Raw genomic sequence first — 19,590 nt, 5'->3', positions numbered from 1 at the left:
AACACAGTGTACAAGCATAAAAAAGACACTACAAAACACTATAATGACTGATTGTTATGGTATTTGGTCATTATAATATTGGGTATTACCTTTGAAATCAAACAGAATCGTAAAATTTATTTTACGACAATGGTTTTAGAAATATGATTTTAGGAGATTCTAAACCATTAGTTCTTAGACTTGACAGGTAAAAGCCACGCAATCTGCTACTCATACAATTTACTGTTTAAATAAAGGGTGATATGACAAAAGTTTTATTAACAGGAGCTACAGGATACATTGGAAAAAGGTTATTGCCGATTCTGGTTCAAAGGGGATATTCTGTAGTTTGTTGTGTTAGGGATAAAAATAAATTCCATGTTGTAGAATCTATCAAGGATAAAATTCAAGTTGTCGAATTAGACTTAACCCAAAAAGAATCGCTTAATAACATTCCTCAAGATATTGATTTTGCCTATTATTTAGTCCATTCAATGTCAACTTCAAAGAACTATAATACATTAGAAAAACAATCTGCTGTAAACTTTAGGGAGGCAGTTAATAAAACTAATGCGAAGCAAGTAATTTATTTAAGTGGTATTGTTAACTCTGAGACTTTATCAAAACATCTGCTTTCAAGGAAAAATGTGGAAATAGAATTAAACAAAGGAAAATTCTCTTTGACTACAGTTCGGGCAGGAATTATAATTGGTTCAGGAAGTGCCTCCTTCGAAATTATTCGCGATTTGGTTGAGAAATTGCCAATTATGATTGCACCAAAATGGTTAAAGACTAAATGTCAACCAATTGGTATTTCTGATGTAATTAAAATATTAGTCGGGATATTGGGAAATGCTCAAGCATATAATAATTGCTATGATATTGCAGGTAATGAAATACTAACCTACAAAGAAATGTTAATGGGTTTTGCACAGGTACGTGGTCTGAAAAGAAAGATATGGACGATACCTGTAATGACTCCAAAACTGTCATCTTACTGGTTGTATTTTATTACATCCACCTCATATAAACTTGCTACTTCATTAGTTGATAGCATGAAAATAGAGGTGATTGCAAAAGATAATGAAATTAACAAGTTACTTCATTTAAATCCAATATCTTATAAAGAATGTATCAAAAAAGCATTCAGTAAAATTGAGCAAAACGAAATTATTTCCAGCTGGAAAGATTCGACCATAAGCGGCAGGATGGATTATAAAATTTCGGATTATATCAATGTGCCCGAATATGGTTGTTTTAAAGATATTCGTAAGAAACAAGTTAAAGATGATTTAAGCTGCATCGAAAAAATTTGGATGATAGGAGGAGAGACAGGTTGGTACTATGCCAATTGGTTATGGGAAATTAGAGGATTTATTGATAAAATATTTGGTGGTGTAGGTTTAAGAAGAGGCCGGACGAGTTTGAATCAAATTCACGCTGGTGATACTCTTGATTTTTGGCGAGTACTTTATGCTAGCAAAAATGAAAAGCGATTACTTTTGTTTGCAGAAATGAAATTACCCGGAGAGGCTTGGCTGGAATTTCAAATAAAGGGTGACATTCTTATTCAAACAGCTACATTTCGTCCGAAAGGATTATTAGGGAGGGCTTACTGGTATTTAGTATTCCCATTACATGGATTAATATTTAAAGGGTTAATAAAAGAATTAACTAAACACAACAATGTGAATACAAGATAGACGTGATAGTTGTAAGTTCAGGGGTTCGTGCGGTGCGTTGTCTCGGTTCCTTTCCTGACTATCATATACCGGACATGAACGCGCTCTGAAATTCGCAATGACAACATACAAATGACCATTCGTTACTTTCGGAAGTTCATACTATGTTGAATAACAGAAAGAAAATAGATGTACATTTACCAGGTAATAAACCTGTGAAATTGAGAATATGAAGATAGAATGGTTACTTAACTACAATCCTATACTCCTGGCTTTGGGAGCAACACTTTTTACCTGGTTTATGACAGCTTTAGGCTCTTCTATGGTATTTTTCTTTAAAACCATCAATCAAAAGATTCTTAATTCTATGCTAGGTTTTGCCGCTGGAGTTATGATTGCAGCTAGTTTCTGGTCCTTGTTAAAACCTGCAATTGAAATGTCCGAACAAAATGGTTCTTTACCATGGATACCTGCTGTGGTTGGATTTTTAGCGGGAGGAGCTTTTTTACTTTTGGTCGATAAAATATTACCCCACTTGCATTTGGGGTTATCTGTTGATAAAGCCGAAGGAATTAAAACAACGTGGCAAAGAAGTGTATTGCTTGTACTTGCAATAACTCTACATAATATCCCTGAAGGGTTGGCTGTTGGAGTTGCATTCGGAGCATTGGCAAATAATCCTGATATGGGTATGTTGGCAGGAGCTATTGCCTTGGCCTTTGGAATTGGATTACAAAATTTCCCTGAAGGTGCGGCTGTTTCTATTCCAATGCGACGAGAAGGCTTTTCTAGATTAAAAGCATTTAATTATGGTCAACTTTCTGGTATTGTTGAACCGATTGCAGGAGTAATTGGTGCTTACCTGGTATTGACAATTACTCCTTTGTTGCCCTATGCACTATCATTTGCAGCAGGAGCAATGATATTTGTTGTAGTTGAGGAGCTAATACCTGAATCTCAAAGAGGAAATGAGACAGATTTATCTACCATTGGAGCCATGCTTGGCTTTGCGACAATGATGCTTTTGGATGTATCTTTGGGATAGTCCGTAGCTGAAGAACAAATAAGCATCCACTTTAGTAGGGGAAATGACAGGAGAAGTACTAAATATCAAGGTTTATAATCCACTTAAATTGCATTGTGTTTTGACCGTAAACGACATGAAATCTGCCGCTACTCATACAAATTGGCGTTGTGTTTAATTAAAAAAACAAATTATGAAAGTATTAATAACAGGAGGCACTAATGGAATGGGAAAAGGGGTCGCAAAAGTATTGGCTGATGCGGATAACCAGGCACATGAGATAGTAATACTATGCCGTTCAAAAGAGTTAGGCGAAGCATTGATAAAGGAATTGAATGATGAAACGTCCAATAATAAGATTTCTATTATTTTATGTGACCTGACTAAATTTAGTGATGTTAAGCGCGCGATAATTGAAATGTACGAAAAACATGAATTTCTTGATGGCATATTTATAAATGCTGGTTTGGGGTATGCTGCAAAACGGATTGAAACCGAAGATGGATTTGATGCACATTTTCAGGTAAATTATTTATCCCAATTTATGCTGACCTTAAACCTGCTGGACTTACTTAAAAAATCAAAAAAAGGAGGAAGAGTGATTTTTAACGTAACCAGGAGAGGTGAAATATTCTGGGACGACATGCAAATGGAAAAGAAGTGGAGTTACGAAAGGGGTATACACCAGGCTATGGTAGCAAAGAGGATGCTTCTTGTTAAGTTGCATCGTATGTTTAGAGAAATCGAGGATTCAAAAATATCATTTATCGGGTTTGAGATTTCCAAAACAGTGTGGAGCAACCAGATAAATATCATACCAGGTTATATGAGAATAATGGTAACACTGATGAAGTTTTTTGGAACATTTATTTCAATAGAGGAGTGTGGGAGAATAATGAAGCCTCTGTTTGTTGAAAGCCAGCAAGATAGTCTGAAAAGATCCGGTACGCTTATTACCTGGAAGAAAAATCAGTTTATGGATATCAAAGAAGATTTGGCTGTATTGAATAAGGAAATGCAAGATAAGTTATGGAAGATTAGCCTTGAATTATGTGCAGATGAAAAAACCAATCAGATTGCAGAGAGTTTTCAAAACAGGTGAACGATAAACAGTAAGCCACATAAAACGTTGTATAAGTGATGACAGGGAGAGTACAAAATATCAAAATTTGTCGCTCGTTCAAACTCCGTAGAGGGTTGACAGGAAAGTGTCACGAAGCCGGCTGTTATTTTTATACCTTCTTGTTGTAGACACTACAGATAAACGATTAAGCAGATATTATGGAAATACAATTAAACTCAGTAATAACTTGTCCAAACTGTGGACATAAAAAAGAAGAAATAATGCCTGCAGATGCTTGCCAATATTTTTATGAGTGCGAGAACTGTAAAAGTATATTAAAGCCAAAACAAGGTGACTGTTGTGTGTTTTGTAGTTATGGAACGGTGAAGTGTCCTCCTGTTCAACAAAATAAAAAATGTTGTTGAATGCAAAAAACAATCTTTGAAATTGCCAAAATGGACTGTCCCTCAGAGGAAAATTTAATCCGAATGAAATTGGATGGTATTGCAAGTGTTGAAAATTTGGATTTCGATATTCCAAACAGAAAACTGACCGTTTTTCATAACGGGCAAATTGACCAAATCGAAAAATCAATTCTCGAACTGAATTTAGGTGGCAGAAAATTAAAATCTGAACGAACTGACCAAACGGAATTTAAGGAACATACAAATCAAAGAAGACTGCTTTGGGCGGTTCTCGCCATCAACTTTGCTTTTTTTATAATAGAAATGACAACCGGGCTGATTTCAAAATCAATGGGACTCGTTGCAGACAGCCTGGATATGCTTGCCGATTCATTCGTTTATGGAATTAGTCTTTTGGCAGTTGGTGGAACACTGACAAGAAAAAAGCGAATTGCCAAACTGGCGGGATACTTTCAGATAACCCTTGCTGTTATTGGATTTGTGGAAGTTTTGAGACGCTTTCTCGGAGCGGAAAAGTTACCTGACTTTACGACAATGATTTTCGTTTCAGTTTTGGCATTAATCGCTAACGGTGTGTGTTTGCATCTGCTGCAAAAATCAAAAAGCAAAGAAGAAGCCCATATGAAAGCCAGCATGATTTTTACATCAAATGACGTGATTATAAATTTAGGCGTTATCGTGGCGGGGCTTATGGTTAATTGGCTCAATTCGAATAAACCTGACCTGATTATCGGAACCATTGTTTTCGTTTTGGTAATTCAGGGAGCAATAAGAATCTTAAAACTTGGGAAATGAATAAACGGATAAAAATAATAGTAGCAGGATTGGTTGGAGGTTTTATTGGCGAAGGAATTATGGGAGGTTTATTTATGAGTCCTCCAATACATTCTATTCTTTATGACCCATCTGTTCAAAGTCAACTTTTTATAGAAATAACCCCCAATCGTGATCTTTTCAAGTCAATAGCGGGTATGGTAATTTTGAGTATCGCACATGCATGGTTTTATTCTTTGTTTATTAAATCGATACCTGGAAAAACATGGATTAAAAAGGGCTTGTTTTGGGGATTTACAATTTGGTTAATGTATTGGGTGTTTCAGGAATGGTTTATTTACCATACGCTTCTAAATGAACCAATTTTATTGAATTTACTTGAATTGGCCATATTGTTATTAGGATCTCTGGCTGAAGGGATTATTATTGCATGGTTCTTTAAAAAGGAACTGAAAAATACGTAGTAAAGAAAAGCAATTTTGTTTGTAAATGCTGTTGTTCAGTTGCGACGAGTTTGTGTTGTGCACAAAGGAAGAGTGAAATAATAAATATTGTCATTTAAAGCCTGAATCATTAGCTAAAATAGAAACAGAGTGGTTTGGTAAGGGAGAATTAAAGGTTTTCCCAACTGTTAGCGGTAAATATCGTCTGCCTTAATGAACAGGAAATATAATACGAGCCCGGACCTTAAAATCACTTATTTTTATAAACTGACTGCCTGTACTCAATTCCCCAATTTGCCAGCGCATCAATGAGAGGAGAAAGTGTTTTCCCGTATTCAGTAATGGAATATTCAACGGTTATAGGTTTTGAGTTCATTACCGTTCGACTGACCAAACGATTCACCTCTAAATCTTGCAATTCCTTGGAAAGCATTTTAGAGCCTATGCCATCCACTTCGCGCAACAAATCCATAAAGCCTAATTTGTCGCCCTCAATAAGTGTCCCCAGAATATGGAATTTCCATTTTCCTGATAAAATGCTCATGGCATCACTTATGGCTTGCATCCTAACCTGACAATCAGGAGTATTATTTACAGTTGCTTTCTTTTTCATGGATCTCAATTCGTATAAAATATAGTTCAAAATTAAAAACCTTTGAGGTAATTTCCAACAGGAAATCACTTTCCAAAAGGAAACCCATGGTGAATATACAATTAGTTTACTGTAGTTTTGTGCCATCGTTTAAAATCAAAAAGCGTACAGCAATGAACAGTTCAGAAAAAGAAGTAGTAGAAAAAATGTTTGCTGCATTTGCCAAAGGAGATGTTGAGGGTTTTGCAGAAACCGTTTCCGATAATACTGTTTGGATTTACCAGGGTACACAGGTTATTCCCAAAGGCATTTTTAAAGGGAAAGATGGAGTTCGAAAGTTTGTCAATAATATTCTTGATAATACTGAAATCATTAGTTTTGAACCTCTGGAATATATCATTGAGAACCATAAAGTAGTTGTCTTGGGAAGGGAACATCAAAAGGTTAAAAGTACAGGCAAAGAATTAAAGCAAAAATGGGTTCAGGTTTATACTGTTGAGAACGAATTGATTGCAAGAATGGAGGAGTTCGCCACTTCGGAGATAGTAAACTAACATTTTTATGTCAAAAAAAATCAGCATTATTATAATGTCGATTTCCTTGTTGAGCATTACAGCTTGCCAGGGACAATCAAAAAAGATTATGAATACAGAAATATCAAATACAAATCCGCTTTTATGCGACCCTGAAACAGGTTTGTGTGAAATTCCGGGCAATGACGCAAAAGATACCACTACAATAATGACTCAATCAAAGGAAAAACAAGTACGAGTAGTTTACTTTACCGACCCAATTTGTTCATCTTGTTGGGGCATAGAACCACAATTAAGAAAACTGAAATTGGAATATGGCGAAGATATCGCCATGGAATACAGAATGGGCGGTTTGTTACCAGATTGGAGTTACAACAGCGGGGGTATAAACAAGCCCGATGATGTAGCCCATCACTGGGATGAAATGAGTGTTTATTACGATATGCCCATAGATGGAGATATATGGTTGGAAGACCCGCTCCACTCGTCTTATCCGCCATCCATAGCTTTTAAGGCGGCACAGCTGCAAGATGAGGCTAAAGCCATCCTGTTTTTAAGGGAAGTACGGGAAATGGTTTTTTTAAAGAGAAGGAACATTGCCAAATGGGAATATATAGCCTCTGCTGCTATGAATGTAGGGTTGAATGTAGAGCAATTAAAAACCGACATGGAAGGTAAGGCTAAAACATGGTTTGAAGAAGATTTGAAATTAGCCAGAGAATTTGGTGTCAGGGGATTTCCTACCATGTTTTTTATGGACAGTTCCGGTAATAAAGAAATGGTATATGGCTCAAGACCCTACGCTTTTTACGAAACCGCCATCTTAAAAATTCAGCCGGCAGTAGTTAAACGTGAATACAAAAAAGATTGGGAAACGCTTTTTACCAAGTATCCATCATTAACAGCAAGGGAATTCGTAGAATTGTCAGGAACACCACGAAACGAAAGTGAAAAATTACTGAATGAACTGACAAAAAATGGGAAGTTGGAAAAACTGACCACAAAGAACGGAGCATTGTGGAGGCGAAAAAGTACCAGCAGTTAATTGTATAAATGTAATAGCGGTTCAGCGACAAGCTTGAACCGCTCTGTGTTTAATCAGTATTTTTATCAAAAACACTTTAGTATAATCTGCTACTTCATTTGTACAAGGCCGGTAGCAACTATTACAAAAGGATGTTCCCAATGAATTTTTCTCTCAATTGTAACAAGTTCCCTTGTTATGGCTCAGCCAATGCAAAAATTGGAATCGTCTTTGGGAAAAAGAGTGGACAGTGGCTATTAATGAGATTGTTAATGATTTTGAAAATACCTTGATTCAAATTTTTCGAAAAAAATGATAGCCAGTACGATAAGTATTTAGAAGAATTATCGAAAGGGAATCTTTCAAAAAATGGAGAATCAGTGATTCAAAAATGGATAAACATAAAAAGCACGGATGCTCTCCGCAAACTGCTAAAAAAGATTTGTTCCAAACCGTCAGACTGCCGTTAGCAAGAAAGTAAATTCGATACCTTCTATAATTTTTTAAAAGAACATTATTGTTGTTTTTCAATAATGTTTTATCGTTTTGCGATAATTTTATTAGATTTGAATAAAATTTAATAACAAAACTTTTCACGATGAAAAACTCATTTTTGTTCAAATCATTGATTGACATTCTTTTCTTCCTCCATGTATTAGGACTGTTTGTGATACTATTGAGATTTCCATTGGGTATTTTCGACGTTACCGAAATGGAACCGCTACATCTGGGGGAATGGATTATTCTTATCATTTATTGTTTTATATATTTGGTTCTTTTGCGAGGTTTGTTCTTTCTGCGAAAGACTGCAAGAAAACTCCTGCAAAATAAAATTTTCACTAGATATGTAGCTTACTCCACTATGATAAGCGGATATCATTTTATTATTGCTGGAATACTTCTATTTTTAATGAAGTTATCAGCGAATTTATTTCAATTAAATTTTGAATCTATTCCAAAATCGTTTTCAGTAACTCCTATTTTTTTACTGATGGTTGGACTATTCTTTATTCTTCAAAGTGAGATATTGTTAAAGGCAATTGATATAAAAGGTGAAAATGATTTGACAATATAATTATGGCTATAGTTGTAAATCTTGACATGATGCTTGTCAAACGTAAAATGAAAAGTTATGAGTTGGCTGGGAAAATAGGCATAACGAATGCAAATCTATCGATTTTAAAATCTGGAAAAGCCAAAGCCATAAGACTGTCAACTCTTGATGCAATTTGTAAGGCATTAGACTGTCAACCCGGAGATATATTGGAATATGTTGACGAATAAATTTGTTAATGAGTGGGACAGTGAACAGTGAAATTCCAACTTGTACCATTGGTTCCGTCGCAGTTTGGATTTACTTTTACGGTTATGGTGGATGAGCGTCCATTTAATTTTAACGGCACGCTTCCATCGGCGCCTACACATCCCGTATTAAAAATTATTTGGCCTCCCTGGCTTACCAAAATCTGGTCTTTAATATCGTATGTTTCGTAGTCAAATGTAAAAGTTCCAAAAGATTGCCCGAGATTTATATGATGTACTTCCGGGGCATTTCCACCGGCTTCCTGTTTGTCGTTGCAGTTACTTTGATGAACAACAGGTTGTTGTGCTTGTGTGCCAGTCATTGAACCCCCGGAAGAAGTGCCGCCCAATGGATTATTCCCGTTTGCTGCATTAATGATATTAATTGTGGCAGAAAGTATGCTATTCCAGTCAATATCCGGTTTTTTTCTTTCCTGGACACAACCTGTCCTGCTGCTATTCCATTTATAGCCCGGGAGGCATTCGCAATAGTATTGGTTTGTTGCCGGATCAAAAATAGCTTCTGCATTGGGATACAGCGAACAGTTTTCATTTTGTAATTGTTCGGTAGCCACTCTTTCACAGTGCAGGTTATCGTCAGCCCACTGGTAGCCGGCAATGCAGTCACAATATACTTCTTTCCCAACCGGATCCCAGACCGGTTCGGTATTTGGATATGAACTGCAGTCTGAATTTGCCAGCGCATCTTCCCAATCCGGAATACAACCTGTCCCTTCTTTGTTCCAGACATAACCCGGAAGACATTCGCAAATAACCTGCTCCAACTGATCGTCCCAAACCGGCTGGGAATTGAAATATCCCGAACAGTCGGAATTGGCTACCTGTAGCGCATGTCCTTCCACACAGGCAGTATTTTCTTTATTCCATACGTAGCCAGGTTTACATTCGCAAATGGGTTCATTTAACGAATAATCCCAAACAGGTTGTGTGTTGGGGTATTGTGAGCAGTTGGAGTTGTTAAGAATGGCTTGTATGTCGGGTACGCATTTTTTTTGTGTTTCATCCCAGCGGTAATAATCATCGGGACAACTGCACACCACCACTTCGTTTATGGCATCCCATTGAGCTACCGCACCCGGTACATTTGCGCAATCTGCCTGACTGAGTAAGGTATTGATGTCAACAGACGTAGTATCCGGATCGGGTGGTGGTGGCACAGGTACTGTATCCTGAGGGGGTACATTGGATGTATCGTTTTGGCTGACGGAGGAGGTTGTATCTGGTTCTTCATACGGCAAATTCAGCTCTACCCGATATGTGTTGTCTTTTAGTCCGGGTTCAACGCGTATGTCTGCGCTTACAGTATTTCCACCGGGTGTTGTTGCTGAAACGGTCATATTTGTATTGTTATCCAGCACCATTAGCAGATAATATGAGAAATACCCGCTGGTTGAGGTAGTAATTTTATGATCCGTGTCTCCTGAGGAAAACATTGAATTTAAACCAACCTGTAGCTTTGCTCCGCTAACCGGAACTCCGTTGCCGTTATTCACCGTTCCATAAATATTTACCGGAACATTCTCTTCCAGGTTCCTGATAATTTTGTCGAGCTGGTTCAGGTTATTATGATGTTTGCTCAGATAATAGTTTTTTATCATGGAGTTCAAAATATCATGCGTGGCTATATTGAGGATTTTCAGTTCGTTCCATGAGTATTCCAGTTCGTTGGAAGTGAGCAGCCTGACAAGCCAGTTAAACCCTATTTTGTCCATATAAAATTGCTCTGCTTTTTGTTTTTCGCAGATGTTAACGGTTGCGTAGGAATATTGGAAAAGTTGCTGTATCCTGTCTATTCTTTTTTGGACTTCATCAGTGTACGTTTTCCATCCGTACTCCTTTTGAAAAGACTTTACAATAAATTCCAGGTCGGTAGCTTTTTCAGCATGGCCGTTACTCCTTAACCAGCGGATAGTTGAAAAGATATCCTCCCTCCCAACATGTAATTTATCTTTTTTGCCTTGTTCCCATTTATTTTTCAGATAGAAATATAAATCTGTTGCGTAGCTGGTGCTTTGATAGGTATTATTGTACACCGGATTATAGACATCCTGGTTCAGCGGACAAACTCTTCCCGCATTCGGGAATTGTTTAATAAACAATGTTCTTTTGTTTTTATTCACAGAAGCGTAGGTTCCTCCGGACGAGTTAATGCAACCTTGGTTTAGATTTTTTTCCAGTACATTTTCCAACCCTTTGGCAGCCGAAAGAACGCCTTTTCCCAGGGTAAATATCGGTGTAATTAAATCGCCGATTATGGGCACTTTGCCCCCAAACGACTCTCCCAATTCAAATAACATTTCAATTTTATACACCGGATCGTCTGAACTCATAGCTGAGGCTACCGTTGAAAAAGCGCTTAGAGGGTCGGCCAGTTTTTCGTAACCTACAGAAAGGACTTGATCCAAATCATCGATAAGGTAAAAATAGTCCGATTTTATCCCGTATTTTTTTAGAATTGCGGTAACATCTGATTCATAGTCTGCGTCATCCGGCGCTAATCCGGAAATTCCTTCAGCTGCATCCAAAAGAGCCTCAATTTTTTCCTTTCCCGCTGAAAACAGGTTGGAGCACTGGTCATAAATCTCAAACGATTCCTTATCGACGTAGCTCGAAGCATAATTTATTAATCCCTGTTTTACCAATCCTTTCATTTCTTCTTTCAGAAGCCCGCTTCTTGTGAGTGAAGGATCGTCTTTAACTTTTTGTTGAATTTTTTGATAAATATCGTTTGCCTGATTTATAAAATTTGGATCAGAAGGACTTATCCCAAAGGGTTCAAGTGGTTCCAGAATAATGGAGAAATACGTTTCTTTGGTTACCCAGGCTTCTGCGCTCTGGACAGAGGAGGTCAGTTCATCTGTGATTTTTCCTTCTATTTCTTCTTTCAATGCGTTTGAAAGCTGGTTTTGATCCACGGTTATTTGTGCAGAGGAAAATTGAACAGAGAGAACGAAACAAACAACAATAATAGTGATGAGATTTCGAAACATTGTTCATTGGTTTAAAAGTAAAATCGAAGCCCCAAATAAATCGATGTCATATTGAAATCTTCGTAATTCTCGAATAGTTTGGTGAGCCAGAGTTCCGTTCCAAGTTCAAACATGACGGTTTCGCTGCCCATTTTTAGTCTTCCCAGTAAATTTACTGAACTGTCGGTTCCGGTTCTTCCCATTACACTTCTATCGTCTTCCGTAGAAACCATTTTTGTGTTTACCTGAACTCCCGCTTCTCCCATAAATACCATTCCGCTTGTTTTTGTCCGGTAACCTAAAAAGGCCGGTATCCGGCCAAAGTAATAAAACTGCGAATTTTCCCCGCCCTGGTCGATTGTGGCATAATACGCATTAAAAAGAATGCCGGTACCTACATAGATTTCTTTGCCAATGAGTTGCTCCACTCCCAGTTCGATTCCCGGAACAAGATTGTTTTTGAGCATCAGTGTTTTGCCGAGGTTGGAAAATTTGATGTCTAATAGCAACGAGGTGTTGTTAAATTTATCAGGAGCCTGAGACGATTGGGTTTGTAGGTTACTATTTCCCGAAGCCGGTTTGTTTTGCTGGGGGGTAGTAGCATTATTTTGTTGTGGGGGCGCATTTTGGGGCTGAGATTGTGTTTTGATTTGATCGATAATCTCTCCCGGGTTACATTGTGTAGTTGTATAATTTTGGTCGATCCATTTTTGTGCCACCTGGCGAAATGGAAACCCGCCTTTAATGGGAATAAAATTGGGGGATTTCACCTCCGATTCAACCACTTTGACTGTGTTGTCTGTTTTATCACAAATAACGGTAAATGTCTTTTGGGCATATCCATTTGAGGAGCAGGAAATACAGAGTACTACAATTATAAACCGTAATAATTTTTGGGCAAAATTTTGTTTCATACTTCATCAGGTTAAGTGAAAATTATGGCTTTTGAGCAAAATTAACTTTATTAAAGACGGCTTGAAATACCTACTACTAGGTATATTGGTTTTTACATGTTAATAATTCAAATTCAGATTCTTTAGTGCGTAGTTTACCAAACCCGTATTGCTTTTTATTTTTAGTTTTTTATGAATGTTTTTACGATGGGTATCGATGGTAAATTTGCTTAGCTTGAGTTCGTGTGCTATTTGCAAAGTAGTCCGTCCTTTGGCAATTAGCGCTAAAATTTCTTTTTCCCGGCGGGTTAATATTATTTCATTTTCTTCCGGCGCGCACGATGCCCACTTGCAGAAATCTTCCGGAATCGTTTTGCTAAAATATTTTTCTCCGGCCACCAGTCTTTTTAAGGCCAGCAAAAGTTCCTGTTTGTCTGCTTCCTTGGTAACGTAACCTTTGGCACCGGCTTCCAGCATTTCAACCACGTCCGCGCCCTGATCGTACATGGTTAAGGCAAGGATCGGGATATCGGGGTATTTTTTTGTTAGTTCTTTTGTTGCAGCAATCCCATCCATTACCGGCATTCTAATGTCGGTTACAATAATTGTTGGCAACGGGCCGTTTTCAATGGCTTTTATTAATTCCAGTCCGTTGCCTGCCTCCATTATAATATCTACATCAATTTCAGTCGATAGAATGGATTTTATCCCATCAATAAACAGTTTGTGGTCATCGGCTATGGCAACTTTTATTTTCATTCATCCGGAATTTTATAATTGCCACTTAATGAGATTGTAAAAAATGAAACTCATGGAGCCGCTTCGTTTTCGTATCATTTTATTCATCCAGTATCTGTGTGATATGATCATTGTTGTTTTATAAAGGAATGGTTAGAATGACTGTTGTCCCGTTACCGGGAGTAGAATCGATGACTAAATTACCATCGATGTTTTCAATACGCTTTTCAATATTTGTTAAGCCAAGTCCGAAAGTTACTTTGTTTATATCAAACCCTTTCCCGTTGTCTTCAACCATAATATTTAACCCGTTTTCATCTTCCGAGAACTGGATGGTCGCTTCTGTCGCCCCGGCATGTTTTATAATGTTGGTAAGCAGTTCCTGTACAATCCTGAAAACCTGAATTTCAATATTGTTTTTAATCCGTTTGTTGACGTTAATATTTATTACATCGATTTGTAGGTTTTCTGCCATCGAAATTTCCCCGGCAATATTTTTTACCGAGGGAATTAATCCCTGATTAATGAGCGCCCCAAAATTTTTGTTGTGCGCAATTTTCCGAACTTCTTTGTACGTTTCGTCGGCGAGCAATTTCAGTTTTTCCTCCAGAATTTCTTTTTCTTTTGCTTTGCTTTTTTGTGTTTTGAGTTCTTCAATATACAACTTTAAAGTGGCTATTTTGCTTCCCAAATTGTCGTGTAAATCATCGGCAATGCGGCTGCGTTCTTCTTCCTGGGCTGTAATAATGGCATCTATCCCGTTTAGCTCCTGGTTTTTCAAAATTTGTGTAATTTCCTGTTGTTTGATTTTGAGATTCTGTTCGGCAACAATCCTTTTTCTTTTGGAGCTTTTTAGTAAAATATAAACGAAGAAAATTGTTCCGGCTAAAATTCCGATAACAATAAAAAGCAAGTTCCTGTTTCTGTTCTTTTTAAATTCAACTTCCAGGTTTTTGGTTTGCAGTTCAAAAATCTCTTTTTCCTTTTTTTCGGTTTCGTATTTGGTTTGAATTTCGGTAAAAACTTTTTGGTTTTCAGCATTTAAAATACTGTCGTTTAAATGTTGGGCTTTGTCGGCATATTGCAAAGCGAGCGCCGGTTGGTTCAGTTTGGAGTAACATGTTTTTATTTGGTTGAAAGTAAACACCAGTTGTTTCCCTTTTACAATATCGGCCACCTGTTTGTAATACGAAACAGCCATGTTGTAATTGCCGTTTTTCATGCTCAAATACCCCAGGTTTCCGAGCGTAACTTCAATCCCGGCTTTCAGGTTTAATTCATTTTTTAGTTGAATGGTTTTTTCAAGATACTCTTTGGCCCTTTCCGGGTCGGAATCCAAAAATATACTTCCCAGGTTATTGTAAATGATTGACAACGAGCGTTTATTTCCCATCTTTGTGGCCAGTTTTTCAGCTTCGAGATTGTAATCGATGGCTTTCAGCGTATCTCCGTTTTTATAATGCTGGGCAGCCAAATTCGGAAGTGTTATCAACTGAAAAGGCAATAAGTTTTGTTCTTCAAAAATGGTGAGTGCATTCTCGTTGTATTTAATGGCCTGCTTATAATTTTCAAGTTCGGCCAGTGCGCTGGAAATGTTACTGTAGCATTTGGCCGCATTTAGTTTATCGCCCGTTTCCTCAAAATAGGTGGCACTTTCAGTAAGTGTTTTTATGGTTCCGTTGTAGTCTCCCTGCCGGAGTTGGACTGCCCCCAGGCTAATGTTTATAATGGCAACGCTTTTGGGATCGTTTAAATGATCTAACGTTTCTTTTGCTTTGGTGAAATAGAAAACAGCCGAGTCTAATTCAGCCATAAAAAAATAGAATCTTCCTAACTGATTGCTGGCTTCGGCGATTAGTGAGTCGCTGTCTGTAAATTGTAACGATTGGTAAGCAAACGTTGTCCCTTTTTTGAGGTCGATTCCTTCATAATGTTTTGAGATATGAAGATTTAGTTTTGCCGTTTCAAATTTATCGGTTGCAGCGTATAAGCGGGCCAGCAAACTGTCAATTACATTATTTTGCGCAGGAAGAGTAAAAATATATAAGCTGAACAATATGGTTAGAAGTAGCTTCAATTGATTTTTTTATAAAAGTACAAAATTTATTATGATAGTTATTTATTGGAAGCTTGCATGTTCTATTTCCGGCCGGTTTGCCCATTACCAGGGAACTTTCAGGATATGATGCAGGAATATAGGATTTACTGCATATTCTGCGGTTTCTTCGTACCCCATGCTGTCAGAATATTTATATTCTTTGGTGTCGCCTGTTAATGGATCCTCGCCAGTAACGGTAATGGTATAGTTCACCTTGTCTTCCAGGTTTGCAAATTTATACGTGAATACATACGCAAAATTGGCATACCCATCTTCTAACGTTGTGGCTTTTTTAATAAAGGTTCCTTTAATGGTTCCGTCACAATACTCCTTGTAAATGTTAATCTCAACATGTGCCCCCCAGTAACTTTTTCCATTTTTATTTTTGATATAAACCGCAGGAGAGAGTGACTTTTCAAACGAGGGTTGTTCTGTCTCTTTGCATTTGTTATCACTGTCATTTGATAATAAATCACAGGTGTTAAAGAGAAGAATAATAATAAAACTTAGAAATAATTTTTGCCATTGGTTTTTGGCAATGAATAGGTTTTTTACGGTAATCATAGCTTATTAATTTGGTTTTTACTTTTGATGGAAGTTTTCTTAGTTTTTTGTTTTTACCCCATCGGGTATTTATCCGTAGCAAAGGTAGCCCGAACAACTTCACAGGGAAATACCTAATGATAGGTATCTTTTGAAATGAAAGAGAGTATGATGGCAGATCAGGAAAGAGAGAAATGACACTAAAATTATTCCCGGTTTCCGGATTGTTTTTTACATTTGCAGCGCTTTGAATACTTTATAATACATATCTCATTCCTGTTCAGGAAAAATGACAAATACAGTGATAACCATATTATCATCGTCTGTTTGTTGTGTATATTTTAATCAATAGTTTATTAATATTTCTCTCATAAAGAGAGCTTAAAAGGCAAATAAATGAAAATAGCAGATATTATTTCAACGTCTGAAAAACCGGTTATTTACGAAAAAGGAACCTCCTTCATGTGGACAGATGAACATATTTCAAATCAGTTGCTGGATATTCACCTGAATCCGGACATTGATCTGGCTAGCAGGAAAATGTCAACCATATCAAAAACAGCAAAATGGATTTTAGATTCGCAGAAAGCAAAAGGGCAATTAAAAATTCTTGATTTGGGCTGCGGACCCGGTCTTTATTCTGAAATTTTTTCTCAAATGGGGCATAACGTTACGGGGGTAGACATTTCAAAAAATTCGTTAGACTATGCGCGAAAATCGGCTCAGAACAAGGGGCTTGATATTGAATATATCAATGCAAGTTATATTGATTACGATTTGGAAGAAGAGAAATATGACCTGGTTTTGCTAATATTTACGGATTTTGGTGTGCTAGCTCCCAACGAAAGAGAGTCTTTGTTGAGAAAGGTTTACAGGGCTTTGAAAAAAGGAGGAGTGTTTATTTTTGATGTACTAAAGGATAATCAACTGGAACAAAAAGTTGCACCTAAAAACTGGGAGGTTACGAAAAGTGGCTTCTGGAAAGATTCTCCTTACCTGGTATTGTCAGAATCATTTTTATATGAAGAACAAAAAGTAATACTGTATCAGCATGTGGTCATTGATTCTGATGAGGGGATTGAATCATATCGTTTCTGGACCCATTTTTTTAGCCGGAAAGATTTAACGCAATTGCTGGAAAATAGCGGTTTTTGCCGCATTCATTTCAGAGACGACATATTGCCCGATGGAAACATGTGGAATGGTGACAATGTAATTTTCTCGGTGGCATTAAAAAACCGATAATGTGATTTTAATTTCCGGAGGAAGGCACAAAGGTTATTATGATAGTCTCGTAATAATGAAAGAAAAAAGTAAATTCGGACAGTGGAACAGATTCTTTTTTGAATGTAATTGAAACGGCGGGAAATGGCGAGCGTATATTTTTAAGATGATATCAAATGAATCCAATATTGTTCACATGCCAGAATTAAGAAGAGCGACACAGGGCGAAGAAGAAAAGATACTGGAACTGGTAAAGAAAGTTTTAGCTATGTATGGGCTGGAGACGGATCCGTCGGAGACTGACTCTGACCTGTCGGATTTGAATAAGTACTATTTTGAAAATAACGGATGGTTTGCCGTGATAGAAGATCACGGTGAAATTATTGGTTCGTACGGGCTGTTCCAAATCGACAAAAATGTATGCGAATTGCGAAAAATGTATCTGAGTCCGGGGCATCAGGGAAAAGGCCTTGGAAAAATGATGATGACCGATTTTATAAATAAAGCGAAGGAACTTGGGTATAGTGAAGTAATTCTGGAAACGAATACCCGGCTGGATAAGGCCATCGGGTTATACGAAAAGTATGGATTTGTCGGGTTTGAACCTCCCCATTTGTCGGCGAGATGTGATTATGGCATGCGAAGAAAACTATAACCCAGGGGTTTTGGCCTGTTTCAATAAACCTTTCACTTTTTCATTTCCGGGAGGAAAGTAGGGAGTGTCATCATCTCCGGAGATTCAAGTTTTGGAATGGCATGCAGTATTTTGTAAACTGGAGGGCACAAATAAAATAGCCCGGATACTCTGACAAAATTCCTGATTTTGACGGAATATCCGGGCTTCAGCTTCATCGTTGAAGTGTTAGCTGCATTCCTCGCAAGCTTTGTAAATACCTTCAAACATTTCTTTTACATTGGTTGAAGCTACGGCAGAGAATGCCAGCCTTAATATACCATTCAGGCTAATGGTGCCAATGCTGTATTTATTAATAAGCGTCTGGCGCACTTTTTCACTGTCCAGTCCCTCTGCCAGTTGAACGCACATAAAGTACCCGGAATTAAAAGGCAGTGCAGTAAAGTACTTTTTATATTTTTCATCTTTCAGGGCTTCCTTTACAGCCACATACCGTTGCTGCATAACCTGGAATTTCGCCTGTTTTTGCAGGGCATACTCGTCGCTGTTGTATGCAACATACATCAGCGATTGAGAGATGTTGGCCGCGTTGGAAATGTTTCCGCGAATAGCGCCGGCAGTTTTTGACTCCAGTGCCCCGTAAAGTTCGGCGTCGCCTCCTTTCGTAGCGTATGTTATAAATCCGACGCGAAATCCCCAGACATAATCTTCTTTGGTAGCGCCGTCCAGTTTTACGGCCAGTACATTTTCATGCAGGCTGGCAAGCGGGGCGAAGATACTTTCCTGTGCAATTCCTTTTTCGTAGACCAGGCCAAAATAGGCGTCATCAGTAATACATACGAGTTTGTTGCCTTTCACCGCAGCCTTTCCAATGATGGAAATAATGGCATCCACCTCTTTTTGAGTAGGCGTGTAACCCGATGGGTTGTTAGGGAAGTTCAGAATAAGAATTTTTTTGCCAATTGGGCCTTCATTCAGTTTGGCTTCGAATGCATCCACATCAAAACCACCGTCTTTAAACAGGTTAAATGTAACAAGATTGGCTCCGTAACCGTTGGCTAGCGTGAGATTGTAATTTCCCCAAAAAAGGCTGGGTACAATTACTTCGTCGCCGGCATCGGCAAACAGGTAACCGGCCATGCTGATTCCATGGGTAAGCGCGTTGGTAACCACCGGCGAACTTATTTCCGTTTTTCCAAGCGACGGGTTCTTTCCATAAATCATACTTTTCCATTTCGAACGCAGGTCGGGTCGTCCGAAACTGGGAGCATAAGGAAATACCAGCGACGGGTCAAGATTAATTTTCGAGGCGATGGTTTCCAGACGCATAGGCGAACCGTCGTCCTCAATGGCAGCTCCAATCGTCGCATTGATACGGGTGCCTTTGGCTTCAGCTGTTTGTCCGAGGATTCCTTTTTTGGGAAAGAAAATATTTTTTCCCCTCTCAGAAAGCATTTCGAAAACCGGTGTACTTTTTTGCCGGATAATTTGATTCAGTTCTTCAGCCTGTGGATTCATAATTTGTCAATTTTAACCTGTTTTTTTCAAATTTAATATTCATACAATTTGGTGTGCAAGATAAAAAACAAGAAAATAAAAAAGACAGATTGTTGACAATTTGAATGGGTT

Annotated in this window: 19 protein-coding genes; 12 read left to right on the top strand and 7 right to left on the bottom strand. The window is 37.9% G+C overall.

Annotated elements, in window-relative coordinates:
• Positions 1-242 precede the first annotated feature (242 nt).
• The 6 genes from D1164_RS03450 to D1164_RS03425 all read left to right on the top strand — a co-directional run bounded on the left by D1164_RS03450 (position 243) and on the right by D1164_RS03425 (position 5,411).
• Entirely contained in the window at positions 243-1,682 is a 1,440-nt protein-coding gene (locus D1164_RS03450) for an SDR family oxidoreductase (protein ID WP_119348540.1), read from the top strand.
• Positions 1,683-1,890: 208 nt separating this feature from the next.
• On the top strand, positions 1,891-2,706 hold the full coding sequence (locus D1164_RS03445) for a ZIP family metal transporter (RefSeq protein WP_119348539.1): 816 nt from the start codon (positions 1,891-1,893) through the stop codon (positions 2,704-2,706).
• 172 nt (positions 2,707-2,878) lie between these two features.
• Entirely contained in the window at positions 2,879-3,787 is a 909-nt protein-coding gene (locus tag D1164_RS03440; RefSeq protein WP_119348538.1) for an SDR family NAD(P)-dependent oxidoreductase, read from the top strand.
• A 179-nt stretch (positions 3,788-3,966) separates the two neighbouring features.
• Complete coding sequence (locus D1164_RS24155) at positions 3,967-4,173, top strand: GDCCVxC domain-containing (seleno)protein (protein ID WP_119348537.1); 207 nt, start codon at positions 3,967-3,969, stop codon at positions 4,171-4,173.
• Complete coding sequence (locus tag D1164_RS03430) at positions 4,174-4,968, top strand: cation transporter (protein WP_119348536.1); 795 nt, start codon at positions 4,174-4,176, stop codon at positions 4,966-4,968. It abuts the gene before it with no gap.
• Complete coding sequence (locus D1164_RS03425; protein ID WP_119348535.1) at positions 4,965-5,411, top strand: hypothetical protein; 447 nt, start codon at positions 4,965-4,967, stop codon at positions 5,409-5,411. The genes D1164_RS03430 and D1164_RS03425 overlap by 4 nt, the downstream gene beginning before the upstream one ends.
• Before the next feature lie 229 nt (positions 5,412-5,640).
• Here D1164_RS03425 and D1164_RS03420 read toward each other — a convergent pair whose 3' ends face one another.
• Positions 5,641-6,003, bottom strand: a complete 363-nt coding sequence (locus tag D1164_RS03420) for a winged helix-turn-helix transcriptional regulator (protein WP_119348534.1) — start codon at positions 6,001-6,003, stop codon at positions 5,641-5,643.
• A gap of 152 nt (positions 6,004-6,155) precedes the next feature.
• On the opposite strand from D1164_RS03420, the gene D1164_RS03415 reads away from it, so the two are divergent.
• From D1164_RS03415 to D1164_RS03395, 4 genes are all read left to right on the top strand, one after another.
• Positions 6,156-6,536 carry a nuclear transport factor 2 family protein gene (locus D1164_RS03415; RefSeq protein ID WP_172594324.1) on the top strand — a complete coding sequence of 127 codons (381 nt, stop codon included), beginning with the start codon at positions 6,156-6,158 and terminating at the stop codon, positions 6,534-6,536.
• 88 nt (positions 6,537-6,624) lie between these two features.
• A complete protein-coding gene (locus tag D1164_RS03410; RefSeq protein WP_119348710.1) occupies positions 6,625-7,560 on the top strand; it encodes a ClpXP adapter SpxH family protein in 936 nt (311 codons plus the stop codon).
• A 577-nt stretch (positions 7,561-8,137) separates the two neighbouring features.
• Positions 8,138-8,614 carry a DUF2975 domain-containing protein gene (locus D1164_RS24185; protein ID WP_119348531.1) on the top strand — a complete coding sequence of 159 codons (477 nt, stop codon included), beginning with the start codon at positions 8,138-8,140 and terminating at the stop codon, positions 8,612-8,614.
• A 2-nt stretch (positions 8,615-8,616) separates the two neighbouring features.
• Positions 8,617-8,823: a helix-turn-helix domain-containing protein gene (locus D1164_RS03395; RefSeq protein WP_119348530.1), complete on the top strand. Its 207-nt coding sequence runs from the start codon at positions 8,617-8,619 to the stop codon at positions 8,821-8,823.
• Positions 8,824-8,828: 5 nt separating this feature from the next.
• On the opposite strand, the gene D1164_RS03390 is transcribed toward D1164_RS03395, so the two are convergent.
• The 5 genes from D1164_RS03390 to D1164_RS03370 form a co-directional block, all read right to left on the bottom strand.
• A complete protein-coding gene (locus D1164_RS03390) occupies positions 8,829-11,852 on the bottom strand; it encodes a carboxypeptidase-like regulatory domain-containing protein (protein ID WP_119348529.1) in 3,024 nt (1,007 codons plus the stop codon).
• A gap of 11 nt (positions 11,853-11,863) precedes the next feature.
• Complete coding sequence (locus D1164_RS03385) at positions 11,864-12,745, bottom strand: hypothetical protein (RefSeq protein WP_119348528.1); 882 nt, start codon at positions 12,743-12,745, stop codon at positions 11,864-11,866.
• A gap of 99 nt (positions 12,746-12,844) precedes the next feature.
• A complete protein-coding gene (locus tag D1164_RS03380; protein WP_119348527.1) occupies positions 12,845-13,483 on the bottom strand; it encodes a response regulator in 639 nt (212 codons plus the stop codon).
• A gap of 118 nt (positions 13,484-13,601) precedes the next feature.
• Positions 13,602-15,539, bottom strand: coding sequence for a tetratricopeptide repeat-containing sensor histidine kinase (locus tag D1164_RS03375; protein ID WP_119348526.1), 1,938 nt, complete (start codon positions 15,537-15,539; stop codon positions 13,602-13,604).
• Between the two features lie 84 nt (positions 15,540-15,623).
• The gene (locus D1164_RS03370) at positions 15,624-16,124 is read right to left on the bottom strand and encodes a hypothetical protein (RefSeq protein ID WP_119348525.1); all 501 of its coding nucleotides are present in this window, start codon (positions 16,122-16,124) and stop codon (positions 15,624-15,626) included.
• A gap of 375 nt (positions 16,125-16,499) precedes the next feature.
• On the opposite strand from D1164_RS03370, the gene D1164_RS03365 reads away from it, so the two are divergent.
• Positions 16,500-17,348, top strand: coding sequence for a class I SAM-dependent methyltransferase (locus D1164_RS03365; protein ID WP_119348524.1), 849 nt, complete (start codon positions 16,500-16,502; stop codon positions 17,346-17,348).
• Positions 17,349-17,523: 175 nt separating this feature from the next.
• Positions 17,524-17,982, top strand: a complete 459-nt coding sequence (locus tag D1164_RS03360) for a GNAT family N-acetyltransferase (protein WP_119348709.1) — start codon at positions 17,524-17,526, stop codon at positions 17,980-17,982.
• A 207-nt stretch (positions 17,983-18,189) separates the two neighbouring features.
• Here the strand turns inward: D1164_RS03360 and D1164_RS03355 are convergent, their stop codons facing one another.
• A complete protein-coding gene (locus D1164_RS03355) occupies positions 18,190-19,479 on the bottom strand; it encodes an aminotransferase class I/II-fold pyridoxal phosphate-dependent enzyme (RefSeq protein WP_119348523.1) in 1,290 nt (429 codons plus the stop codon).
• Between the last annotated feature and the right edge of the window lie 111 nt (positions 19,480-19,590).

Origin of the sequence: Mariniphaga sediminis, from assembly GCF_003573545.1 — a bacterium.
Taxonomy (GTDB): domain Bacteria; phylum Bacteroidota; class Bacteroidia; order Bacteroidales; family Prolixibacteraceae; genus Mariniphaga; species Mariniphaga sediminis.
This window is presented reverse-complemented; position numbering and strand designations above follow the sequence as displayed.